At 68.5% G+C, this 21,814-nt stretch carries 24 protein-coding genes and 1 pseudogene; 9 read left to right on the forward strand and 16 right to left on the reverse strand.

Translation table 11 applies throughout. The annotated features are described in order from the left end of the window. Positions 1–48: 48 nt before the first annotated feature. The 4 genes from ACIBI9_RS56020 (at position 49) to ACIBI9_RS56035 (ending at position 3,134) form a co-directional block, all read left to right on the forward strand. A complete protein-coding gene (locus tag ACIBI9_RS56020; RefSeq protein WP_397235669.1) occupies positions 49–789 on the forward strand; it encodes an SDR family NAD(P)-dependent oxidoreductase in 741 nt (246 codons plus the stop codon). A gap of 83 nt (positions 790–872) precedes the next feature. Continuing rightward, positions 873–1,265, forward strand: a complete 393-nt coding sequence (locus ACIBI9_RS56025) for an ester cyclase (protein ID WP_397235610.1) — start codon at positions 873–875, stop codon at positions 1,263–1,265. A 187-nt stretch (positions 1,266–1,452) separates the two neighbouring features. Continuing rightward, on the forward strand, positions 1,453–2,139 hold the full coding sequence (locus ACIBI9_RS56030) for an SDR family NAD(P)-dependent oxidoreductase (protein ID WP_397235611.1): 687 nt from the start codon (positions 1,453–1,455) through the stop codon (positions 2,137–2,139). Positions 2,140–2,717: 578 nt separating this feature from the next. Further along, positions 2,718–3,134, forward strand: a complete 417-nt coding sequence (locus ACIBI9_RS56035) for a hypothetical protein (protein WP_397235612.1) — start codon at positions 2,718–2,720, stop codon at positions 3,132–3,134. Between the two features lie 305 nt (positions 3,135–3,439). On the opposite strand, the gene ACIBI9_RS56040 is transcribed toward ACIBI9_RS56035, so the two are convergent. The 8 genes from ACIBI9_RS56040 to ACIBI9_RS56075 all read right to left on the reverse strand — a co-directional run bounded on the left by ACIBI9_RS56040 (position 3,440) and on the right by ACIBI9_RS56075 (position 12,459). Then, positions 3,440–4,462, reverse strand: coding sequence for a LacI family DNA-binding transcriptional regulator (locus ACIBI9_RS56040; protein ID WP_397235613.1), 1,023 nt, complete (start codon positions 4,460–4,462; stop codon positions 3,440–3,442). A 115-nt stretch (positions 4,463–4,577) separates the two neighbouring features. Continuing rightward, positions 4,578–5,903, reverse strand: a complete 1,326-nt coding sequence (locus tag ACIBI9_RS56045) for a NosD domain-containing protein (protein WP_397235614.1) — start codon at positions 5,901–5,903, stop codon at positions 4,578–4,580. 209 nt (positions 5,904–6,112) lie between these two features. Next, the gene (locus ACIBI9_RS56050) at positions 6,113–7,072 is read right to left on the reverse strand and encodes a hypothetical protein (RefSeq protein WP_397235615.1); all 960 of its coding nucleotides are present in this window, start codon (positions 7,070–7,072) and stop codon (positions 6,113–6,115) included. Positions 7,073–7,109: 37 nt separating this feature from the next. Then, positions 7,110–8,141 (reverse strand): LacI family DNA-binding transcriptional regulator, encoded by a 1,032-nt coding sequence (locus tag ACIBI9_RS56055; RefSeq protein WP_397235616.1) that lies wholly within the window; start codon positions 8,139–8,141, stop codon positions 7,110–7,112. Positions 8,142–8,201: 60 nt separating this feature from the next. Then, positions 8,202–9,323 carry a glycoside hydrolase family 172 protein gene (locus tag ACIBI9_RS56060; protein WP_397235617.1) on the reverse strand — a complete coding sequence of 374 codons (1,122 nt, stop codon included), beginning with the start codon at positions 9,321–9,323 and terminating at the stop codon, positions 8,202–8,204. 28 nt (positions 9,324–9,351) lie between these two features. Then, the gene (locus tag ACIBI9_RS56065) at positions 9,352–10,179 is read right to left on the reverse strand and encodes a carbohydrate ABC transporter permease (RefSeq protein WP_397235618.1); all 828 of its coding nucleotides are present in this window, start codon (positions 10,177–10,179) and stop codon (positions 9,352–9,354) included. Next, the gene (locus ACIBI9_RS56070; protein WP_397235619.1) at positions 10,176–11,165 is read right to left on the reverse strand and encodes a carbohydrate ABC transporter permease; all 990 of its coding nucleotides are present in this window, start codon (positions 11,163–11,165) and stop codon (positions 10,176–10,178) included. Before ACIBI9_RS56070 ends, ACIBI9_RS56065 begins: the two co-directional genes overlap by 4 nt. Beyond that, positions 11,155–12,459, reverse strand: coding sequence for an ABC transporter substrate-binding protein (locus ACIBI9_RS56075; protein ID WP_397235620.1), 1,305 nt, complete (start codon positions 12,457–12,459; stop codon positions 11,155–11,157). Before ACIBI9_RS56075 ends, ACIBI9_RS56070 begins: the two co-directional genes overlap by 11 nt. 205 nt (positions 12,460–12,664) lie before the next feature. On the opposite strand from ACIBI9_RS56075, the gene ACIBI9_RS56080 reads away from it, so the two are divergent. Further along, a complete protein-coding gene (locus ACIBI9_RS56080; RefSeq protein WP_397235621.1) occupies positions 12,665–13,573 on the forward strand; it encodes a carbohydrate kinase in 909 nt (302 codons plus the stop codon). A 402-nt stretch (positions 13,574–13,975) separates the two neighbouring features. On the opposite strand, the gene ACIBI9_RS56085 is transcribed toward ACIBI9_RS56080, so the two are convergent. From ACIBI9_RS56085 to ACIBI9_RS56100, 4 genes are all read right to left on the reverse strand, one after another. Then, positions 13,976–14,284, reverse strand: coding sequence for an alpha/beta hydrolase fold domain-containing protein (locus tag ACIBI9_RS56085; RefSeq protein WP_397235622.1), 309 nt, complete (start codon positions 14,282–14,284; stop codon positions 13,976–13,978). 320 nt (positions 14,285–14,604) lie between these two features. Further along, positions 14,605–15,816: a cytochrome P450 gene (locus ACIBI9_RS56090; RefSeq protein WP_397235624.1), complete on the reverse strand. Its 1,212-nt coding sequence runs from the start codon at positions 15,814–15,816 to the stop codon at positions 14,605–14,607. Positions 15,817–15,869: 53 nt separating this feature from the next. Next, positions 15,870–17,084 (reverse strand): NAD(P)/FAD-dependent oxidoreductase, encoded by a 1,215-nt coding sequence (locus ACIBI9_RS56095; RefSeq protein WP_397235670.1) that lies wholly within the window; start codon positions 17,082–17,084, stop codon positions 15,870–15,872. Continuing rightward, positions 17,068–17,265 carry a ferredoxin gene (locus ACIBI9_RS56100; protein WP_397235625.1) on the reverse strand — a complete coding sequence of 66 codons (198 nt, stop codon included), beginning with the start codon at positions 17,263–17,265 and terminating at the stop codon, positions 17,068–17,070. The genes ACIBI9_RS56095 and ACIBI9_RS56100 overlap by 17 nt, the downstream gene beginning before the upstream one ends. 170 nt (positions 17,266–17,435) lie before the next feature. Here ACIBI9_RS56100 and ACIBI9_RS56105 point away from each other — a divergent pair, with 170 nt between their 5' ends. Together ACIBI9_RS56105 and ACIBI9_RS56110 are read left to right on the forward strand one after the other, a co-directional pair. Beyond that, the gene (locus tag ACIBI9_RS56105) at positions 17,436–18,065 is read left to right on the forward strand and encodes a TetR/AcrR family transcriptional regulator (RefSeq protein ID WP_397235626.1); all 630 of its coding nucleotides are present in this window, start codon (positions 17,436–17,438) and stop codon (positions 18,063–18,065) included. 46 nt (positions 18,066–18,111) lie between these two features. Further along, entirely contained in the window at positions 18,112–18,282 is a 171-nt protein-coding gene (locus ACIBI9_RS56110; RefSeq protein WP_397235627.1) for a hypothetical protein, read from the forward strand. An 87-nt stretch (positions 18,283–18,369) separates the two neighbouring features. Here ACIBI9_RS56110 and ACIBI9_RS56115 read toward each other — a convergent pair whose 3' ends face one another. Beyond that, the gene (locus ACIBI9_RS56115) at positions 18,370–18,663 is read right to left on the reverse strand and encodes a hypothetical protein (RefSeq protein WP_397235628.1); all 294 of its coding nucleotides are present in this window, start codon (positions 18,661–18,663) and stop codon (positions 18,370–18,372) included. A 185-nt stretch (positions 18,664–18,848) separates the two neighbouring features. After that, the gene (locus tag ACIBI9_RS56120) at positions 18,849–19,223 is read right to left on the reverse strand and encodes a nuclear transport factor 2 family protein (RefSeq protein ID WP_397235629.1); all 375 of its coding nucleotides are present in this window, start codon (positions 19,221–19,223) and stop codon (positions 18,849–18,851) included. A gap of 106 nt (positions 19,224–19,329) precedes the next feature. Between ACIBI9_RS56120 and ACIBI9_RS56125 the strand changes: the two are divergent. Both ACIBI9_RS56125 and ACIBI9_RS56130 read left to right on the forward strand, forming a co-directional pair. Then, positions 19,330–19,491 (forward strand): annotated as a pseudogene (locus ACIBI9_RS56125) (helix-turn-helix transcriptional regulator); the annotation flags it as partial. 63 nt (positions 19,492–19,554) lie between these two features. Then, positions 19,555–19,854 carry a helix-turn-helix domain-containing protein gene (locus tag ACIBI9_RS56130; RefSeq protein WP_397235630.1) on the forward strand — a complete coding sequence of 100 codons (300 nt, stop codon included), beginning with the start codon at positions 19,555–19,557 and terminating at the stop codon, positions 19,852–19,854. Here the strand turns inward: ACIBI9_RS56130 and ACIBI9_RS56135 are convergent. Both ACIBI9_RS56135 and ACIBI9_RS56140 read right to left on the reverse strand, forming a co-directional pair. Further along, positions 19,838–20,818 (reverse strand): aldo/keto reductase, encoded by a 981-nt coding sequence (locus ACIBI9_RS56135; RefSeq protein WP_397235631.1) that lies wholly within the window; start codon positions 20,816–20,818, stop codon positions 19,838–19,840. The genes ACIBI9_RS56130 and ACIBI9_RS56135 overlap by 17 nt on opposite strands. Further along, entirely contained in the window at positions 20,806–21,732 is a 927-nt protein-coding gene (locus ACIBI9_RS56140; protein ID WP_397235632.1) for an EamA family transporter, read from the reverse strand. Before ACIBI9_RS56140 ends, ACIBI9_RS56135 begins: the two co-directional genes overlap by 13 nt. Between the last annotated feature and the right edge of the window lie 82 nt (positions 21,733–21,814).

Here is a 21,814-nt window from a genome sequence, read left to right on the forward strand (position 1 = left end):
CGTCGGACTTCTGTAGCGATCGCTGCAAAAGTTGAAGGGGGCATCAACGTGGGACTACTTCACGGTAAGACCGCTCTCGTCACCGGGGGCAGCGCCGGAATCGGCCTGGCCAGTGCCGTGCGACTGGCGGCCGAGGGCGCGCACGTGTTCATCACCGGCCGGCGCAAGGCCGAACTCGACGCGGCCGTCGAAGTGATCGGTTCAGCGGCTACCGCGGTGACCGGCGACATCTCGAACCTGGACGACCTGGACCGGCTCTACGAGACGATCCGCAGCCGGGGACGGGGCCTGGACGTCCTGTTCGCGAATGCCTCCGTCGCCGCGCTCGTGCCGCTCGAGCAGGTCTCTGAGGAGCACTTCGACACCCTGTTCGGTATCAACGTCCGGGGCGTGCTGTTCACCGTTCAGAAGGCGCTGCCGCTGCTCAACGACGGCGCCTCGGTGATCTTGAACGGCTCCACCAATGTGGACGTCGGCGATGAGGGGCTCGGCGTGTACGCGGCGACCAAGGCCGCCACCCGGCAGTTCTCCCGGACCTGGGCCAACGAGCTCAAGGGTCGCGGTATCCGGGTCAACACCGTCACGCCCGGCCCGACCGATACCCCTGCTTTGAGGGGGCTGACCCCCGACCCGGAGCAGTTCAAGCAGCACCTGGCTACGCGTGTGCCGATGGGCCGGCTCGGGCGCCCGGAGGAGATCGCCGCCGCCGTGACCTTCCTCGCCAGCGAGCAGAGCAGTTTCATCACCGGTTCCAGCCTGTACGTCGACGGCGGCCTGAACCAGATCTGACAGGCGACACGTCAAGGGCGTCGCGTCTCGACAACATGCGGTCGGAGCCCTGCCTCGGGGCTGCCATACAGAAGGGCCATCTCATGTCCGACACCGATCTACACGCGTTCTACCTGCGCTACATCCAGGAGCTCAACGCCCACAGGTTCGACGGCATGGACGAGTTCATCAACGACCGGACCACGTTGAACGGTGAGCCGGCCACCCGGGACGACCTCATCGCGGTTCAGAAGGCTGACGTGGACGCGGTTCCGGACCTGCACTGGGAGCTCAAGGAACTGCTCTTCGACGGTGACCGGCTGGCTGCGCGTCTGGTCAACACGGGCACTCCGGTGAAGGAGTGGCTCGGTGTGGCTCCCACCGGCGCCTCGTTCGAAATCGTCGAGTACGCCATCTATCAGGTCCGCGACGGCCGGTTCGTGCATATGACGGCCCTGCACGACGCCGGCGAACTACTCCGGCAGCTGACCGGCTGACCTCCGCGATCGGCGTCAGCAACCCGGAGAACACCGCCGGGTCAGGGACGCCCGCAGAAGTCCGAGGGATGTACAAGTCTCGGCACCGGGCGCAGTCGAACGCGGTGGCGGCCGTCAGCACGCTCGGGCCGCGCTCGACTTCCCGAGCCTATCGGCCCGCTCGGGCCATATATGTCGAAGGGAAACCATGACCATCACACTGATCACTGGGGCCAACAAGGGCATCGGCTTCGAGACAGCCAAACAGCTTCTGGAGTTGGGCCACGTCGTCTACATCGGCGCGCGTGACGTCGAGCGAGGCGAGAAGGCCGCGGCGGCACTTGGCGCACGATTCGTGCAACTCGATGTGACCGACGACGTATCGGTGCGCAGCGCGCTGGCGACGATCGACGCGGCGGAGGGCCGGCTCGACGTTCTGGTGCACAACGCGGGCATCTTGGGAGACGGAGCCATCGACGGTCCCACGGCTCTCCGCGTGTTCGACACCAACGCGGTGGGAATCGTGCGCGTCACGGAGGCGGCACTTCCCCTGCTGCGCAGATCATCGAACCCTAACGTGGTCACCGTTTCGAGCAGCGCCGGATCATTTTGGGCAGTGAACAACCCCGACCGGCCGGAGTTCCACTTGCCCCTCGCGCTTTACTCCGCGTCCAAGTCAGCAGCCACCATGCTCACGGTTCAGTATGCCAAGGCCCAGCCGGGCATCAAGTTCAATGCGATCGAGCCCGGCACCACCGCCACCGACATGACCGCGGCCTTCGGAATCGGAAGGTCGCCGGAAGAGAGCGCCAGGACTGTCGTGCGCCTGGCAACCCTCGACGCGGACGGTCCGACAGGAACGTTCCAAGACGAAACCGGGGAATTGCGCTGGTAGGCGCGTGAAAACGATCGAGGGAGCCCAGAGCGCCGATGCTCAACCGCGCGCTCAGGTCGAGACGTACCTCGCCGTAGGGGCGGAGGTGCAGCCAGAACAGCGGAGTCAGACCGCGCCTGTCGACCGGGGCGAGCAGGGCGGCCCACTCGGCATCAGGACCGACGTTGGTGCAATGTCAGGCGGCGGGGCAACAACGCGCGTGGCGATGTGCGTGGTCGAGGCTGTCATGCTCTACTGCCATCCACCGGCCGCTGATGGCATCGCGACTCCCTATTGCTGGGGCCAAGTGAGCCGGCAAGGGCTAATAGGGCTGTTCACCGGCCATATCTGTCCGGAATAACCAATGCATGTGGAGCTAGTTCTGAACTCTCAGCTGGATGCCCGGAGCAGCATGACGGCGATCCGGTCGTCCATGTGATCAGCGCATCCTGTGCAGGGCCCCAGCGTCAAGAGGGCCTATTGGGATGTCGATAAGACTGTTCCAGACTTATGTGCATTTTTACGTGGCGTCATGCTCTGCCGCTTGTGATTCTCGCGGCATGCCGGATCCGCGAGACTTGACTCCCCAGGGATTGCCTGTGGGCTGGTCCGACAACTCTGTCCTGAGGGGGTCTGGCGCGGGCTGCGGCGGCGGCCTGTTCGCGCTGCTCCTTTTCGGGGCCATCCTGGCTGTAATCGCCGGTAGCTGTTCTGATCGGACGCCCGAGGACACGGTGTCATTCACCGACACACTCGGCGCGGGATATCAGTCGGTCACGATCTCGGTTGACGTCGACGACGCCCCGCCCGAGATCTACTTCAAGTCTCTGCGCGGGGCCGAGATCAATTGCGACGTATCGCCCCCCGGCCGTGTTGTCCAGGTCCCCCGTCGCATTGAGGTGGAAGATGGCCAATCCTGGGAGTTGATCTGGAAGGTTTCTGCGCCCGTCTCCGGGGAGTACCGGCTCACCTGCAATGACAACGGTGGCGGATTCTTCGGGATCCGCCAGCCCTAATGGGGAGTGCATAAGAATCACGTCACACGGCCCAAACGAGCAGCTTCGCCGCAGGTCTCCATTCTCCTGCAGGGGCCACGGCGTGTCGATGGTGGGGATGCGGATGCCGTACTTGTACCGGGACACGACTGCGGAAGGTTCAGCGGGGCCAGATACTTGGCCCAGGCCCAGTTGGGCACGACCGGTCCGTCCGCGTCGAGCACACAGGGCAGCTTGCCCGCTGTGGCGGCTCCCGTGAGGGTGTCTCACCGCTTCTCCTTCTTCACGCCCCGGCCGCGGGTTGTGAACTGGGTCGCCGCCGCGTCTCACCGCGGCGGCGGCCCCACCGAGTCCCGCCTGACCAGCGGGCACGGCATGAGATACCCCTGCTCCCCCTGCTCGGGGTCTTCCTGGATGAGTTCCAGCAGTCGGCGGAGCGCCCACGTCCCCATCTCGTAGTGAGGGAGGGCGACGGTCGTCAGCGCAGGGGACAGCTCGGGTGCGATCAGGTCCTGATCGTCGTACCCGACGACGGACAGGTCGTTGGGGATGCGCAGGCCGCGTTCGGCCGCGGCGCGGTAGCACCCCATCGCCATCCGGTCGTTGTAACAGAAGATCGCGGTCGGCCGTTCGTCGAGATCGAAAAGGCGCCTCGCCGCCCGGTAGCCTCCAGTCGTGTTGCCGTGCTCGGCCGCGACAAGCTCCGGGTCGGCGGGGATCCCTGCCGCGGCGAGCGTTTCGTGGTAGCCGGCCAGTCGCCCGGATGCGGCCGGAACCTCCAGCGACTCGGTGGCGAACCCGATCCGCCGGTGACCCGCGCGGAGGAGCTCGCCCACCGCCGCAGCCGCGCCTGCGCGTTCGTCGGGCACGACGTACGGCATGGAGCCGTCGGTGGGGCACGCATCCAGTACGACGGTGCTCACCTCGCCCAGCATGTCGGGGATCTCGACGTGCCGGTGGTACATGGTGGCGTAGATGACACCGTCGACCCTCCGGTCGAGCAGCGCCCGAACGGCGTGGCGTTCGAGCGCGTGCTCTCCCCCGGTGTTCACCAGGAACAGCAGGTAGCCGGCCCGCCAGGCCGCGTCCTGAGCACCCTGGATCATCCGCCCGGCGAACGGGGTGGTCGCTATGTCGTCGCTGACGAAGCCGATCGTCTGAGTCCTACGTGTGCGAAGGCTGCGGGCGATCGGGTTGGAGGTGTAGCCGAGGTCGCGGGCCGCGGACAGGATCCGCTCCCGGGTCTCGGGGCTGACGCGCGCACCCTCGACGTCGTTCAGGACCACGGACACTGTGGAGACGCCTACGCCCGCTCGGGCTGCGACGTCCTTGATCCGCGGCTTTGCCATGATTCTCCTTGAAGAAACGATTCATCAAATCGATTCTTCATCCCGAAACGGACATCTGGCAAGGGTTCGATTCCGACGTGTCACCTGCCGCGGGAACAGGTCCGGGATCTCGGGGTCAGGGGGTGGCGCGGAAGGTGTAGTCCGCGGCGTTGGTGACGAACTGCGAGGCGGTGGCGCTGTCGATCACCTTCGTGCCTTGCGTGCTCGCATCGAGCACCACGGCGTTCACCGCGACGTTGCTGACCACGCTGTGGTTGGACAGGTGGTTGCCGGATCCGGCGGCGACCAGGATCATGGTGGGCTGCGCGCCGGAGGGTTTGATCTTGGCAGGGGCGACGTCATAAGCGAAGAGGTTGCCGGTGACCATGTTGCCGTCCCCGCGCAGATGGATCAGCCCGTACAGGTCGTCCTTGCCGTTGTCGTACGGCTGCATCGGCCCCCAGGGTTCGGGTTCTCTCCGGAAGTGGTTGCCGCTGACGAGATTCTCCTTGTTGGTCCCGTCCGAGTCGAGCATCCCGGGGTAGAAGCCGTGCAGCCGGTTCCCTGTGATCGACGACCGGTTGGTGTTGCGGAGGTGAATCAGGCTCTTGCCGCGCGGGAAGATGTTGTTCGAGGCGATCAGCAGCCCCTGGTGCCCCTCGGCGAAGATCGAGTAACCGATGTAGCCTGCGCCGATGTGGTTGTCGGTGACCTTCGAGGCCTGCCCGGAGCCGATCAGCTCCACGCAGTTCCCGCATTCGGCGATGAAGTTGCCGTGCACGCTCAGCGCGTCCGCGTCCCGTATGACCAGCGCGCGCTCGAGGTATACGAAGCCCATCCGTTCGATGCGGAAGGCGTCGTTGGCCGTGTCGACCCGGATCCCTATCTTGCCGTTGGCGTAGGAGTTCTGGTTCGGCGTGAACGAGAGCCCGTCGAGGCAGAAGTTGTCGAAGACGACCGAGCTCAGCCGCGGATCCCCGCTGCGGGAGACGAGGAAGGCCTCGCTGTGGCCGTCGGTGTTCTCGACCCGGATCCGGCTGCCGCCCGGCCAGATCTCGTGCCAGGCCGAGGTGTCTCCGGCGTTGTACCGGATGCTGGAGGAGGCGAAGCCGTGACCGTCGCCCCTGATGGTGAGGTAGCTGACGTCGACCGTGACCCTGGTCTTGAGCGGGTAGTCGCCCGGAGGGATGTAGATCACCGCACCGGGCTTCGACGACTGGTTGGGCTGGCGCTGCTTGATGTCGGCGATGATGTCGTTGATCAGCGCGCCGATGTCGGTGGAGCAGGTGATGGCCGGGTTGGTGGAGTGGCTCCAGGCCGTGACGTCGTACACCCTGGACGGCAGGGCCTGGGCGGATGCGGCGGGCTGGCCCGACAGCACGGCTAAACCGGCCGCCGCCGCGCCGACTGCCGGCACTCTGAGCAGCGCGCGGCGGGCGAGGCCGGAGTTCTTCTCGGTCATGCGGTTCCTCCTGACGGTGGGAAGCGATATCTGGGGGGGTTGCGTGGACAGGTGGACTTCGCTGGGCTGAGGTGCGCGCCGTGCTCCAGCCCGGGAGCACGGCGAACTTTCGGGCATGCCGGTCGGCGGTGCCGCGGTCGAGCAGGCACCGAGAGCCAGTCAGCCGGCCGTGTCGAAGGCCGTCCGATGGTCCTTCGAGCAGGCGGGTGTCACATCGGGAGTGGTTGGGTGCTCTGCAGGCCGTGAGCCAGATCGAGGCGCACGGGGATCGGGTCGGTGATCTCCCCGATGAAGCCGCCGCCGTCGGTGTGGCGGAAGGCGAGCAGGACCCAGGCGCCCGCGCGATCGCGGACGAGGCGGCCGCTGTAGAGGGACTCCTCAGTGAGGCGGCGCGCCTTGCGCGGGTCGTACGGGCCGAGCAGGTCGCCGGGTTCGAGGACCCAGACGCCGCCGCGTTCCCCGGCCAGGCGCCGTCCCTCCGACAGCTCGGCGTGGAGGCACGAGAACAGCAGCACGGGGCTGCCGTCGACGATCTCCACCTGGGCGACCTCCAGGTGGCCGAAGCCGGTGCCGGGTGCGCTGAGCGGGGGTTGTGCCTCCCAGGTGAGCAGGTCGTGAGAGCGGGCGTGGCCGATCACGCCGCGCTGGTCGGGGTCGCCGACCCGGGAGCGGGCAGTGATGAGCATGTGCCAGCCGTCCCCGCCGGGGTCGCGGAAGACCCAGGGATCGCGCCATGCCTCGTCGGGCCACTGAGCGGTCTCAAGCTGCTCGTACCAGCGCGGATCGCTTTCCAGGATCGCCGCCGTACCGTGCTTGCGCCAGGTGTGCAGGTCGTCCGAGACGGCCAGGCCGATGCGCTGCTTGAGGCCGCCTTCTGCGCGGCTGGTGCCGGTGTAGAACATGTGCCAGGTGCCGTCGTCGGCACGGACGATCGAGCCGGTCCAGGTGGTGTAGTCGTCGAAGGCGGGACTGTTGCCGGGCGCCAGGGCGTCCGAGAGTGTGGTCCAGTCGGTGAGGTCGGCGGACACGGCGTGGCCGACCGAGACGTTCCAGTGGCGCTGGTCGGGGTCGCCGATCGCCTTGGGCGCCTTGAGGAAGTACAGGTGGTAGGTGTCGCCGTCGTCGGCGAGCCAGAAGTCCCAGACCCAGTGGTCGTCGAGACGCAGCACGAAAGGACCTTTCCGGTGATGATGACGCCGGCACACCTCAGGCGGACGGTGCCGCGACGGAGGACCGGCGGATGAGGGGGCAGGGCAGTGTCCGCGCGGGGACGTCGCCCGCGTTCCGGGCGGGGTCGTCGATCAGCTCCATGAGGCGATCGACGGCCCAGGCACCCATGTCGTAGTGGGGCAGTTGCAGGGTGGTGAGGCCGGGGTACAGGCCGTCGGCGATGTACTCCTGGTTGTCGAAGCCGACGACGGACAGGTCCGCGGGGATGCGCAGGCCGAGCTCGGCGGCCGCGCGGTAGGCCCCCATGGCCATGCGGTCGTTGTAGCAGAAGATCGCGGTGGGCCGAGGCGTGCGCTCCAGCAGCCGGCGGCAGGCCAGGTAGCCGCCGGTGGACTCGGACTCCTCCTGTGCGACGAGTTCCGGGTCGTAGGCGATGCCCGCCTCCTCCAGCGCCTGGCGATAACCACGCAGGCGGCCGTGGGTGGCGGGAACGTCGTCGCTGTTGAGGGCGAGCCCCACGCGCCGGTGGCCGTGCTCGACCAGTTCCCGGGTGGCGTCGTACCCTCCCCGGACCTCGTCCGGGACCACGGCGGGCGGTCCGTCGCCCTCGGTCCTGGCGTCGGCCATGACCAGAGGGAGACCGCGCAGCGTGGCCGGGATCTCGACGATCCGGTGGTACATCGTGGCGTACAGCACCCCGTCGACCTGTTGCTGGTGCAGCGCCTGGATGCCGCGCGCTTCCGCGGCCGGGTCTCCCCCGGTGTTGATGAGCATCAACGCCCACCCACGAGTCATCGCGACCTCCTGGGCGCCGAGGATCAGCCGGCCGGCATGCGGGGTGGTGGCGATGTGATCGCTGATCATCCCGAGCATGTGGCTGCGCTGGGTGCGCAGGCCGCGGGCCATTTTGTTGGGGGCGTACCCCAGCCGCTCGGCCGTCTCGCGTACCCGGCGACGGGTGTCGTCGGGCAGCCGGGCGCCCTCGACGTCGTTGAGCGCGCGGGAGACGGTCGTGATGGACACTCCCGCCTCGCGCGCGACGTCACGGATGCTCGGCCGCCTGGTCACCGCGTCTCTCCTCTTCTTCGCTGTCCTCTGGGGGATCCCTTGATGGCGTGATCGGCCGCGTCACTCGTCCCAGAGGCCGTGCTCGGGCCAGCGGCGCGGCAGCCGCTCCTCGACCGGAGGGAGGTCGGCGTGCGGGGCATGCGGGTGGAGTTGGTACCAGTAAGCGACGCTGGAGTAGTCGTTGCCCTGGTCGTTGGCGTGACCATGTTCAATGGTGACGCGGATCGACTTGGTGAAGCGAACCGGGTCCTCGATGTGGAAGCGGTACATACTCCACAGGCCGAAGTGCTCCTGCGGGCTGCTGGCCAGCGAGATCCCGTGGTAGGGCCCGGCATACGCCCCGCTGGGGAATCCCCACGCGGCGTTGAAGTAGTCCTCGGTGCCGGTGCCGTGCAGGGACGGCGGCCACTGCTCACCGTCGATGAAGATCATGTCGTCACCTTCGCCCGGCCAGGTGAACTGCTGGTTGGAGGCGTCGAAGTTGTCGATGCTCAGCACGCAGCCGACGTAGTGCCCGGTGCCGGTGGCGTCCAGGATGACGTAGTTGTCGTCCCCGGTGAGGTTGACGCCCGGCAGCTCCCACGGCGGGGGGTTCTCCGCGTTCGCGGGATGCACGACCTTCTGGCAGGGCTTCTCCTGCCGGTAGTAGGCGTGGAAGCGGCCCATGTCGTCGGGAATCGGCTCCTTGGTGAGCTCGTAGTCGACGTAGTAGAAGAAGTTCTCCACCGGCATGTCGCTCTCGTTGCGCAGCACGATCTTGGCGTGCGAGCCGAACGGCATGGGGAAGTAGCAGTTCATCGCGGCGGCGAACGGGCCCTTGGGGCCGCGGCGCGGGCCGAAGACCATGCTCAGCGGCAGCGACACGTAGTGCGTGCAGGTGGCGTGGCCGACGCCGAAGAAGTCGCCGAGCGGGCTGCGTACGCTCGGGTTGTCCTCGCCGTCCCAGTACATCTCGATGACCAGCTTGCGCAGGTACTTCTCCGAGTAGCACCGGGTGGTCAGCCAGATGTGCTCGATGATCCCGCTGCCGTCGATGTCGGCCAGCACGTGGCTCTCGCCGGGGGCGACGACGGCGAAGTCGCGGTTGCCGCCGGTACGGTCCCAGGTCGACGATCGCAGCGATCGCCCGGCCTTGACGCGCGGAAGTCCGCCCAGTGGGCTGGTCGGCTGCCAGAACTGCATTGCTCGATAACCTTTCGCGTGGTGTGGGTCAGCCCTTGACGGCGCCGAGGGTCATGCCCGCGACGATCCGCCGCTGGAGCAGCAGGGTGAACAGGACGACGGGGACCGAGTACAGGGTGGCCAGTGCGGTCATGGGCCCCCATTGCAGGCCGTACTGGGTCTGGAAGTTGGCGATGACGATCGGCGTCGTCTGTGCCCGCACCGCCGTGAGCAGCAGCGCGAACAGGAACTCGTTCCAGGACGCGAGGAACGCGAAGATCGCCGTCACTGCGATGCCGCCGCCGACGACCGGCACCACGACCCGCACCATTGACTGCAGCCGGGTGCAGCCGTCGACCTGCGCCGCCTCCTCCAGGCTGGGAGGCACGGCCTCGAAGAAGCTGGCCATCAGCCAGATCGACAGGGGCAGCGAGATCGTCGTGTGGGCCAGGGCGAGCGCGGTCGGCGTGTCGGTGATGCCCGCCGTACTCATCAGGTTGACCAGTGGGACCCCGATGGCGACCGGCGGCACCATCCGGGTGACCAGGGCGAGCATGACGAAGATCCGCCCGCTCACGGTCCCGTAGCGGGTGATCCCGTATGCGGCCGGGACCGCGAGCAGGACCGACAGCACCGTGCTGATCACAGCCGTGGAGGTGCTGTTGACGAACGAGGGGATCACGCCGGGCGTGGCCAGGGCGGTGCCGTAGTTCTCCAGGCTCCAGGCCTCGGGCAGCACCGTGGGCGGCACGGCGATGGCGTCGGTGGGCAGTTTCAGCGAGGTCAGGATGAGGTACGCGAACGGGAACGCGTACAGCACCACGATGCTGGCCAGCAGCACCCACAGCAGCGTCCGGGTACTCGTGCGCGAGGTCATCGCTCCGCCCCCTTCCCCGGTCGCCAGATGGTGGCGACCGCGATCAGTGCCACGCCCAGCATCGCGATCAGGTAGAGGGTGCCCATGGCGCTGGCGAGCCCCGGCTCGGCGAATCGCACCATCGTGCGATAGATGAGCAGGCTGAGCGTCTCGGAGGCCGACTGCGGGCCGCCGTTGGTCTGGATGAGGATCACGTCGAAGGCCCGCGCCGCGTCGATGCCGCGTACGACGAGTGCGACGGCGATGACCGGCCGCAGCAGCGGCAGCGTCACCCGGGTGAGGGTGTGCCACGGCCCGCTGCCGTCGAGACGGGCGGCCTCCAGCACGTCGCCCGGGATGTTCTGCAGCCCGGCGAACAGCACCAGGGCCATGAACGACGTGGTCAGCCAGATGTCCGGCAGCGCCACCGAGAACAGCACGATGTCCGGGTCGCTCAGCCAGCCGATCGCGTCGGGCCCACTGATGATGCCGAGCCGGGTGAGCAGCTCGTTGACGATGCCGAAGTTGTCGATGAGCAGGAACCGCCACAGCAGTCCCGCGACGACGGGGGCGATCATCAGCGGGTACAGGAACAGGGTCCGGATCCACCTCGCCCGCTTGCCCAACGCGTTGAACAGCAGGGCCACCGCCAGTCCGAGGGTGAACTCCAGCATGACCACGAGCATCGTGTACAGGGCCGTACGGCCTGCGGCGCCGAGGAACTCGGGCGAGGTCAGCGCCTCGCCGTAGTTGCCCAGTCCGGTGAACTCGCGCGTCCCCGCCAGCGGGGCGATGTCGTACAGGCTGTCCACGACCAGCTTGACCAGCGGCCAGCCGACGAACACCGCCAGGAACACCGCCGCCGGGGCCATCAGCGCCAGCGCGAACCGGTCGTCGGTGAGCCCGCGACCCGGCCGGCGCCGCCGGTGATCGCCCCTGGTCGGGACGTCGCCGCCACGGGGCCGGGCGTCGACCCTGTCCACCGTCGGCTGCGGTCTACTGGGCAAGGCTCTGCACCTTGTCCTTGGCGTCGGCCAGCAGGGCCGTGTAGTCGGCGTTCGGGGTGAGCGACTTCTGCAGCATCGGGATCAGCACGGTGTCCACGATCTGCTGCCACTTGGCCGTCGCGGGGCGTGGTTTGGTGGCCGTGGCGTTGAGTGTCTCCAGCAGCGGCTTGAAGTGCTCGTAGCCGGGCTTGTCGGCGTACTGCTCGAAGGCCGACTTCCGCGCGGCCAGCCCGAGCGAGGACTCGATCGCCATCGCGTTGTTGTCGTAGGCGAACTTGACGAACTCGGTGGCCAGGTCGGCCTGCTTGCCAGCCTTGGGCACCGACAGGTACCAGGGGCCGGGGATGCCCGCCACGCCCGCTGCTCCCCCGATCATGGGGGCGGCGCCGACCTTGCCGTGCACCGGGGAGTCCTTCGGGATGAGCGGGAACGCGTGCGCCCAGAACCGCGTCATCGCCGTCTTGCCCTGGTTGAACAGGTTCTGCGCGCCCGCCCAGTCGAGCTGCTCGGCGCCGGGCGGGCTCACCTTGAGCTTGTTGTTCAGGTCGCTGTAGAACGTCAGCGCCTTCAGGTGCTGCTCGTTGTCGATGACGACCTGGCCCGAGGCGTCCAGGACCACGCCCGGCGACCCTGCCTGGAGCACGTGCGCGAGCCATTCGGTCTCGACCGCGCCCTTGACGTCGGTGCCGTACAGCTTGCCGTCGCGGGTGAAGAACGCCGCCGCGTCGTTGAACTGATCCCACGTCGTGGGCGGGGCGAGCTCGTAGCCGTACCTCTTCTTGAAGGCGGCCTGCTCCTCGGCGTCCTCGAACAGGTCCTTGCGGTAGAAGAGGATCTCCGCGTTCGTCCACACCGGCATGCCGACGAACGTGCTGCCGACCTGCGCCTCTGACACCAGAGCCGGGAACAGGTCGGCCTTGACGTCCGCGGTGAACAGCTCGTTCATGGGGCGTACGGCCCCGGCGAACGCGGTCAGCCAGATCGCGTCCAGCGCGGCCACGTCGAAGCTGAGGGCGCCGGAGGACAGCTCGCCGGACAGCCGGTTGAACAGGCCGTCGTACGGCAGCTCGATGAACGTCACCTTCGCGCCGGTCTTCTTCGTGAACGCCTCGGCGATCTTCGTAAGTTCGGCCTTGCCGCCCGCCTCGACCAGGACATTGAGCGCCTTGGCGCCGCCCGTGCCCGATCCGCTCGTCGTCCCGCCGGCGCCGCACGCGGTGGCCATTACCGCCAGACCCGACACGCCCGTCCACTTCAACAGGTCGCGCCGGGACAGGCCTGAGTTGTGAGACATGGTGCTCTCTCCCGTCAGCCCGGGGCTCATGCGGTGCACCCCCAACCGCCGCTGAGCAAAAACGTTTGCGCAAACGTAGCCCTGCGCATCGAAGCAGGTCAAGATGGCGCAGGAAACTTCGCCGTAATCCTCCCGGAACCGGCCGCCGGTCTTGCGGAATCGATTCATCAAATGTCACCATGTCGCCGGCACGAAGGGAGGGCACATGACGTTCCTGGTGATCGGCGAGAGCATCGTCGACCTGATCGGCTCGCCCGACGCATGGCGGTTCAGCGCCGTCGCGGGAGGCAGCCCGCTCAACGTCGCGGTCGCGCTGGCCACGCTCGGGCAACCGGTCAGACTCGCGAGCGAGATCGGCGGCGACTTCTTCGGCGACCTGCTGCGGAGTCATCTCGGCAGGCACGGGGTCGGGGACGGCGAACTCGTCCCCGGCGCCGCGACCAGCCTGGCTTTCGCCAGAATCGGCGACGACGGGTCAGCGTCCTACGACTTCCGGTTCGACTGGCGATTCTCCGGTCCGGTCTCGCTCGACGGCGTCACCTGCCTGCACACCGGATCGCTGGCCACGCTCGTCGGACCCGGCGCCACGCATGTCCGAGAGGTGATGAGGGCCGCGGCCGAGGCGGGGGTCATCGTCTCGTACGACCCCAACATCCGCCCCTCGCTCGTCGGTGACCGGGCGTCTGCGCTGACGCCGGTCGAGGAGTGCGTACGCCTCTCGCGGCTGGTCAAGGTGAGTGCGGAGGACCTGGCCTGGCTGTATCCCGGCGAGCCGGACCTGGACGCGGCGAAACGCTGGGCGGGATGGCAGGGAGAACGCCTGGTCGTGGTGACCCGAGGCGGCGACGGCGCGTCGGCGATCCTCGGTAACTCGATGATCACCTGCCCCGCTCCGGTCGTCGAGCTCGTCGACACGGTCGGCGCGGGCGACACCTTCACCGCCGCGTATCTCACGGTTCTCGGCGACGGCGAGCTCACTGCGGACCGGGTCCGCGACGCGTTGCGCTACGGATGCGCGGCGGCGGCCGTGGTGTGCACCCGGGAGGGCGCGGTGCCACCGAGCCCGCAGGAGATCGACGGGCTGCTTTCCTCGGTGTCGGCGACCCCGGTCTGACAGATCTCATCGCGCCGGGGTCACTCCGCGCCCTCGCCTTGGGCTCAATCGTTCATGCGGTGAGGGCCGACTTCATCGCCCAGGCCCTGAGCGTCTTGACCGTGGCGGCGTCGTCGGCGAACAGAGCCAGGCCGAGGACGTCGCCCGCGAGAATGACCGGGCCGCACTGCACGCCCAGGTCGGCGACCTCGGGCGCGTCTTTCAGCTCCTGGTCCTGCTGGGCCGCGGTGAACCTCGACGGCCCCCTTTCTGAGCGACGACCTCGCGGTCCTGCCCGTCCGCCCGCCGGAGACCTCGCTGGGGATCGGTCACCTGGAGAGTGACCCGGCCTTGCTACGCGCTGTATCCGAAGTGGGTCACGTCGCCGCGACCGCGGTGCTGGAGGCCGCCCGCAGGGCCGGGTTACTCCATCCCAGGAGTCGGCGGCGGATAGTGCAGGACCTGCAGGGCGGTCAGCGGCCCGCCCTGCTCCAGCGCCTGACGAGCCACCGCCGCGGCCAGTCCGCCGCCGGCGCTCTGCCCGCCGACCGTCAGCCGGGTGCCGTCCCACCCATGCTGCCTGCCGTGCTCGGCCACCCACCGGACGACCTCGAAGGCCTGGCGGGGCGGTGCAGGAAAGGGATGCTGCGGTGCGACGGCGTAGTCGACGTTGACGACGACGACACCGGCCTCGGCAGCCAGGTACCGGCACAGCGGGTCGTCGAGCTGCACCCCCCCGCATGACGAACCCGCCGCCGTGGAAGTTGACGTGAACGGGCGGGCTCGGGTCCTGGCCGGCGGGGCGGTAGACGACCGCACGCGCGGGCGTGATCGACGTCGGAATCGTGACGTCCTGGGTGTTTCCCGGGAGCTCTGAGAACATGATCCCCTTGCGCCGGGTGGCCAGGTCGAAGGCGACCGTGACCAGACCCTGCATCGCCCGCGCCACAGTGGCGGCGACCCACGGTGTACCAAGAACGGACATGTTTCCTCCATCGAGGTCGTTCCAAGACCGACGCCCGCCGACCGGCCTTGGGCGGGGATGCTGGGTGTTACCAGGCGACCGGCAGTTCGTGGACGCCGTAGGCGGACATGTCGTGCCGGAACTTCACTTCCTCCAACGGCACGGCCAGGCGCAGGCCCGGCAGCCTGCGCAGCAGTGCCGGCAGCGCGACCTGCAGTTCCACGCGGGCCAGGTTCTGCCCGAGGCACTGGTGGATGCCGTAGCCGAAGGCCAGATGCCCGCGGGTGTTGCGGCCGAGATCCACGGTGTCGGGCTGGTCGAGGAACACCGTGTCCCGGTTGGCGGCGGGCAGGTTGACGGTCACCGCTTCGCCGGCTCGGATGAGCTGCCCGCCGATGGTGAGGTCCTCGGTAGCCACCCGTACGATCATGTCCTGCGCGATGGACAGATAACGCAGCAGTTCCTCGACGGCGTTGGCCACCACGGCGGGGTCGTCGGTGTCGCGGATCCGGGCGGCCTGATCCGGATTCTGCAGCAGCGCCAGCGTGCCCAGGCCGATCATGTTGGCCGTGGTCTCGTGCCCGGCGAACAGCAGGATCATGCCGTTCATGGCGGCTTCTTCGCGGCTGAGCTCGCCCTTGGCGACCCGCTCGGTGAGCAGGCGGCTGATGAGGTCGTCTCCCGGCTCGCGTTCCTTGCGCTCCACCAGAGCGAGCAGGTAGCCGAACAGCGCCCCGCTGGCCTGCGCCTTGTCCTGCGGCGAGGCGTCGGCGTGGTTCATGGTGGCGCTGTGCTGCTGGAAGAACTCGTGGTCGTCGTACGGCACCCCGAGCAGGAGCGAGATCACCAAGGACGGGATGGGCAGCGCGTATCCGCGAACCAGGTCCGCCGGCTGGCCCTTGCCGATCATCTCGTCGAGGAACCGCTCGGCCATCTCGTGGATCTGCGGACGCATCGCCTCCACTCGCTTGACCGTGAAGTCGGCGGTGAGCATGCGGCGCAGCCGGGCATGGTCGGGGTCGTCCATCCGCGGGAACGCCGGCACCTGCGTGTGCGGGAGCACGGACGGATAGCGCTGGGCGTCCGCGCTGAGCCGCGGCTCGCTCAAGACAGCGCGGACGTCCTCGTACCGGGTGACCACCCAGGCGGTGTGGCCGTTCCACATCCGGACCCGCTGCAGGCCTTCGGCCTGGCGCCAGCCGGCGTATTCGGTGGGCGGGTCCAAGGGGCAGCGCTGGGAGCGCACGCCGGGGAAGACAGGGAGGTCGGCGTTGTCGTGGGTGTCGGTCGTGATGCTCACGAAAAGCTCCTGAAGGTGTCGTGTAACGGTCGTCGTCGACGCCGCGGCGCGAGTTACGCGGCCGTCGTGCCGGCGATGGCGGTGGCCCATGGGGTTCGGACCGCGATGAGGGCGCGCCAGGCGCGCAGGATCTTGGGTGACATGCCGGCGGCGAGCACGCCGGTCACCCGGTCGCCGGTGCGGTAGGCGATCAGGAGACGCCGTTGCCGGACGTCGCCGTCCAGGACGAGTGCCTCGTCGTGGTCGCGCAGGTGACCGTAGGCCTGGATTTTCATGCCGTACTGGTCGGACCAGAAGTACGGCACCGGGGCGAACGGTCGCCGCGCCTGCGGGTGGAGCAGGTTGTGGGCGACGGCCAGGCCCTGCTCGGCCGCGTTGGTGCGGTGCTCGATGCGCATCGCCGTGCCGAACAGCGGGTTGTGCCAGCGGGCCACATCCCCGACCCCGTACACGCCGGGTGCGGCGGCGCTGAACTCGTCACACACCAGCCCGTCGCCCAGGGTCAGCCCGCTGCCGTCCAGCCATTCGGTGTTCGGCACCGAGCCGATGGCCACCAGCACCTCGTCCGCCGGCAGCACCGTCTCATCGGCCAGCCGCACCCCCGTGACCGCCCCGCCCGCGCTGACGATCTCGGCGACGACGGCGTGCGTACGCAACTCGACGCCGTGGCTGCGGTGCATCTCGGCCAGCACGTGGCCGGCCTGCTCGCCGATGGCCTGGGCCAGGGGAAGCGGGCCCGCCTCCAACAGCGTCACCTGCACACCCAGCCCGCTGGCGACGGCGGCCACTTCGGCGCCCACGAACCCGGCACCGACGATCACCAGCCGCCGCCCCCGCCCCAGCCGCGCCTTCAGCGAAACGGCGTCGTCCAGGGTGCGTAGCGTGTGCACTCCCGGCACGACCTGGCTGCCCGGCAGGTGACGGGGACGCACGCCGGTCGCGATGACCAGAGCGTCATAGGGCACCTCGGCACCGTCGGCCAGCGCCACACTCCCGCCGCTCAGGTCCAGACCGATCGCGGGCACGCCCAAGCGCAGTTGCAGGCCCAGCGCGTCAATCTCCTCCTTGCCGCGCAGGGCGAGCCGGTCCGGCTCCCACTCCCCCGTCATGACCTGTTTCGACAGGGGCGGGCGGTCGTAGGGCAGCTGCGGCTCCTCGCCGACGAACGTGATCGCTCCCCCGTACCCGGCTCTGCGTAGCGCCTCCGCGGTGGCCAGTCCGCCCGCCGAGCCGCGACGATCACGATCCGGTTCACGACTCCGCCAGATGGATGGCGGCCGCGGGGCAGACCGCGGCCGACTCGCGGACCGGGCCGTACGCCTCCGGAGCGGGCCTCTCGTCCAGCAGCACCACGATGCCGTCCTCGTCACGCTGGTCGAAGACCTCTGGTGCGATCAGTACGCACTGCCCGGCGGCCACACATTTGTCGGATTCGACTGTCACCTTCATCTGGCTCTCCTTCGTCGAGCTGCACCCGCATCACTCCGGGAAGTCGCATCCCGCCGGACGGCAGCATGCGGATGAGGTTGCATCCAATAAGCGATAGGACACTATTACTTATCTCGGGAGAGGAAGTCAATCAGAACCGATAGGACGCTATCGGTTGATAGTCTGTGCAGGTGACCACCGATGCCTCGCGTCGACTGCGCGCCGACGCCACACGCAACTCCGAGAAGATCCTGCGCGCGGCCCGGCAGGCCTGGACCGAACTCGGCCCTGACGCGTCGCTCGAAGAGATCGCCCGCCGCGCCGGCGTGGGCATCGCCACGCTCTACCGCCGCTTCCCCGACAAGGCAGTGCTGGTCCGCGCCGCCCTCGACCAGAGCTTCACCGAGGACATCGCCCCCGCCATCGAGCAGGCCATGGACGACGACGACCCCAAGCGTGGCCTGGTCACCGTGCTCGAGGCCGCGCTGTCCCTGGCGGCCCGCGAACACAACACCCTGGCCGCCGCCAGGAACGCCGGCGCCATGACCGCCGAAACCAGTACCCGCTTCTTCGAGTCCCTGACCCTGCTGACTCACCGGGCCCAGCAGGCCGGCCTCATCCGCGCCGATCTCGTCCCGGACGACATGCCCAGGATCATGGTCATGCTCGTGAGCCTGCTGTGGACCATGGATCCCCACAGCGACGGCCGACAACGTTACCTCGCACTCGTCCTGGACGCCCTGTCTCCTGACGCGGCCAGCCCGCTGCCGGCCACGGCTCCCCCACTGGAGCTGCAGCGTCCCGGCAACTGGCCCCTCTGACCACCCCCGGTTCGCGAAAGATCGAAGTGGCCAGGAGCGGACTCCAGTGGTTGCGCTCAGCCCGTACGGGGCCGAGCCCAGCCCGCCGCCGATCGCCGGCGCTCCACCGCAGGGTGCGACCCAGCGGCCGCTGCGGTCGACGGCCGCTGCCACGGCGAGTACCTGGACGAGCAGGCCCATGAAGCAGATCCGCCAGATCATCGCGGCGGCGGCGTAGCCGGCCCCCCAAGGGACGGCGGCGATCATCAGTTTGGTGTGACCCCCCACCGCGACGAGAGCGGCTATGGTGGCCAGCCGCCCGACCTTACGGGCCGCCAGGGCGCTCAGGCCCGCACCTGCCAGTGCCACGACGGCGGCGCCCGGCTGCGTCAGGAAGGGCGCGGACCAGCCAGAACGCCGGCAGGCAGCAGGCGGCCAGGACCGTGAAGCCCGCAGCTCCACCCCAGGCGTCATTGGCCAGAAGCACCGCGATCACGATCGTGCCATCCAGCACGGTGACGGCCGAAGCCCGGTCGGAGTCGTCCGTCGAGGCGATCGCTGCCACAGCGGCGGCATAGACCACGCCGAGGCGGCCGATGGCCGCGGTGATGGTGATCATGGTGACGTGGTTTTCCTTTGGGAATGGTGCATGGCAACAGCGGCGAGCGCAGGCGGCCGCCTCGGGCGCATGGACAAGCCAGGTGCGATGACCGGCAGCTGCCTGCGATGCGGCCCGAGCAGTCCCGCACCCCTGACCGAGGCTGTTGCTGATCACGCATGCGGGCCCACTGGCGCAGGGCCGGGTCAGTGCTGGATGTTGCCCCTGGCCTGAGCCATCGGGAGCATGTCGAAGATGCTGATCACGCGCGTGATCCTGCCGTTCTCGACGGTGAAGTAGTCGATGCCGCGGAAGTCCTTCAGCAGCGGGGTGTCGGTGGTGTACACGGTCGCCGCGTTCGTGTCGTTGCCCAGGACGTCGATGACGGTGGCGCCGATCAGCGAGTTGGCGAACGGTTCGAGGAACCCGCGATAGCCCTCCACTCCCTCGAACGTTCCGGTCGGGGCCTCGCACACGACGTCGTCGGCGAGCAGGCTCAGGGCCTTGTCGACGTCCTTGCCGGTCCACGCGTGGACGAAGTCCTCGGCGATCTTCCGGGCGAGCGCGTTCGTTGCGGTCACAGCACAGGTCCTTTCAGGGACGTTTGGCGCCGCCCCCCGTGGGCGGGCCGTCTACCTGCATCTTCACGGGGGTATATGTCAGGTGGCGTCATATACCTTTGAGGACGTGAGATCCGAGCGCCTGCTGTCGATCATGCTGCTGCTGCAGACCCACGGGCAGCTGCTCGCCGGTGATCTGGCCGAGCGGCTGGAGGTGTCGGTCCGCACGGTCATGCGCGACGTCGAGGCGCTGTCGGCCGCCGGGGTGCCCGTCTACACCGTGCGCGGCGGCCAGGTCCCCCGGGGTCGATCTCCCCAGCCCTCGTCCAGCAGCTGACGCACGACCTCGGCGATGGCAGTTAGCGGTACGGGCTATTCGATTGGCCCGCTGCTGGAGGTGCTCGGCGGCCCGAGGCCGGCCCCGGCGATGCACCCCGGACAGGTCGGACACGCCCGCGCCCTGCTCACCCAGCCCGACGTGACGATCGCCTCCATCGCCCGGCTGCTGGGCGTCAGTCGCGCCACCATCTACAAGTACGTGCCCCAGCTGAAGTCCGGCGGCGACCGTCAAGCCATCGCGGCCCCGCGGCACGTGCCGAACTCACCACCGAAGATCGAGCCGCGTCACAGCCCGTTCAAGAGTGCCCGATGATCTTGTGTGGCCGGTAGGGGGCCTCCAGCCGGGCCGTCTCCTCTTCACTCAGGGACACCTCCACCGCCGCGATCGCGTCGTTCAGATGGCCCACCTTGCTCGCTCCGACGATCGGCGCGCTCACCCCGGACTTTCCGAGCAGCCACGCGAGCGCGAGCTGCGCTGGTGGCAGGCCTCGTTCGCCGGCGACCGTACGCACCACGTCGACGACGTCGAAGTCTGCGTCCTCGTACATGCTGTCGGCCAGCGGGTCGCTGCCGGATCGGGCCGTGTGCCGCCGGCCGTCGCGGTGGCGGCTGCCGGTGAGCAGTCCGCGCGCCAGCGGGCTCCACGGGATGACGCCCACTCCCTGGTCCAGGCAGAGCGGGATCATCTCCCGTTCCTCCTCCCTGTACACCAGGTTGTAGTGGTTCTGCATCGACACGAACCTGGTCCAGCCGGCAGTCTGAGCAGTGTGCTGCGCTTTGGCGAACTGCCAGGCGTACATGCTGGAGGCCCCGATGTAGCGGGCCTTGCCGGCCCGCACCACGTCGTGCAGGGCCTCCATGGTCTCCTCGATCGGCGTCTCGTAGTCCCAGCGGTGGATCTGGTACAGATCGATATAGTCGGTTCCGAGTCTGGTCAGCGAGGCGTCGATTGCGGCCAGCACGTGTTTGCGCGACAGCCCTCGGTCGTTCGGGCCCGGCCCCGTCGGGAAGTAGACCTTCGTGGCCAGAACGTAGTCGTCGCGGCGCGCGAAGAGCTTGCTGAGCAGCCGGCCGGTGATCTCCTCGCTCGCGCCGTCGGAGTACATGTCGGCGGTGTCGAAGAACGTCACCCCGGCCTCGACCGCGCGCCGCACGATCGGCCCGGCCGCGTCCTCGCGCAGGATCCAGTCCCGGGCTCCTGGATCGCCGTACGTCATCATGCCCAGGCAGATCCGCGAGACCTGCAGTCCCGACGAGCCCAGCTTCATGTATCGCAATTCGTCTTACCTTCCTGTGAGAGCGTGGCTCTCTCCTCGGCTGGAGGAGACTGAATCTCGCGGTGAAGGGCGACTGAGAGCACCACGAGCCCGACTCCGGCGAGCTCGGCGAGTGAGGGGAGTTGCCGGAGCACCACGGTGCCGATCACCGTTGCAGTGGCCGGAAGCAGCGCCACCAGCAGCGCGTACGTGGAGCGGGCCATGCGTGCCATGGCGAGCTGATCGCACACGTACGGGATCACCGACGAACAGATCCCCACCCCGATCCCGGCGGCGAGCGTGACCGGGTCGATCACCGCGGGAGCGGCCTGCCCGATGGCCACCGGCGCGACGAACACGCAGGCGATGAGCATGGCGGCGGCCAGCCCGTCGATGCCGCCGATGCCGCGCAGCCGCCGAGCCGTACGGTGGGCCAGCACGATGTAGGCGGCGAACAGCACCGCGTTGGCGAAGGCGAACACCAACCCCAGTGGCTCCCCGTCCAGGTGGATGCCGGTCAGCACGTAGACACCGCCGACGGCTGCCACGAGTGCCATGAGGTTACGTGCGGTACGGGCACCGAGCGCGGCCAGCACGATGACCGGCAGAAACTCGATCGCGGCGACGGTCCCGAGGGGCACGCGGGCGATCGCCAGGTAGAAACAGACGTTCATGGCCGCGAGCACCGCGCCCCAGGCGATGATCGTACGACGCCCCTCCGCGTCGAGCCGGGCCAGGGTCCGCCAGGGACGACGCCAGAGCGCGAAAACGAGTGCGGCGCTCCAGATCCTCAGTGCCGCGACCCCGAGCGGGGCGAGCCTGGTGAACAGGAGCACGGCGAAGGCCGGGCCGAGGTAGTGGAAGACGGCGCTCCCGATGAAGTAGGTCCACGGAGGCGCCGCGGACAGGACGGCGCGAGGGCCGGTGAGCGGCATGACGCCATCGTCGGCCAACCCGTAATTTAGGAGAATGGCGAATCGAAAGATCAGACCCGAGCGGGCATACGAACCAAAGGGA

The sequence above is a fragment of the Nonomuraea sp. NPDC050451 genome (assembly GCF_044458585.1).

What these genes read in the sequence shown, in the direction of transcription:
- ACIBI9_RS56025 (WP_397235610.1), top strand. Translation starts at nt 873, where the DNA reads ATGTCCGACACCGATCTACACGCGTTCTACCTGCGCTACATCCAGGAG.
- ACIBI9_RS56030 (WP_397235611.1), top strand. Translation starts at nt 1,453, where the DNA reads ATGACCATCACACTGATCACTGGGGCCAACAAGGGCATCGGCTTCGAG.
- ACIBI9_RS56040 (WP_397235613.1), bottom strand. Translation starts at nt 4,462, where the DNA reads ATGGCAAAGCCGCGGATCAAGGACGTCGCAGCCCGAGCGGGCGTAGGC.
- ACIBI9_RS56045 (WP_397235614.1), bottom strand. Translation starts at nt 5,903, where the DNA reads ATGACCGAGAAGAACTCCGGCCTCGCCCGCCGCGCGCTGCTCAGAGTG.
- ACIBI9_RS56060 (WP_397235617.1), bottom strand. Translation starts at nt 9,323, where the DNA reads ATGCAGTTCTGGCAGCCGACCAGCCCACTGGGCGGACTTCCGCGCGTC.
- ACIBI9_RS56065 (WP_397235618.1), bottom strand. Translation starts at nt 10,179, where the DNA reads ATGACCTCGCGCACGAGTACCCGGACGCTGCTGTGGGTGCTGCTGGCC.
- ACIBI9_RS56075 (WP_397235620.1), bottom strand. Translation starts at nt 12,459, where the DNA reads ATGTCTCACAACTCAGGCCTGTCCCGGCGCGACCTGTTGAAGTGGACG.
- ACIBI9_RS56080 (WP_397235621.1), top strand. Translation starts at nt 12,665, where the DNA reads ATGACGTTCCTGGTGATCGGCGAGAGCATCGTCGACCTGATCGGCTCG.
- ACIBI9_RS56100 (WP_397235625.1), bottom strand. Translation starts at nt 17,265, where the DNA reads ATGAAGGTGACAGTCGAATCCGACAAATGTGTGGCCGCCGGGCAGTGC.
- ACIBI9_RS56115 (WP_397235628.1), bottom strand. Translation starts at nt 18,663, where the DNA reads ATGATCACCATCACCGCGGCCATCGGCCGCCTCGGCGTGGTCTATGCC.
- ACIBI9_RS56130 (WP_397235630.1), top strand. Translation starts at nt 19,555, where the DNA reads ATGGCAGTTAGCGGTACGGGCTATTCGATTGGCCCGCTGCTGGAGGTG.
- ACIBI9_RS56140 (WP_397235632.1), bottom strand. Translation starts at nt 21,732, where the DNA reads ATGCCGCTCACCGGCCCTCGCGCCGTCCTGTCCGCGGCGCCTCCGTGG.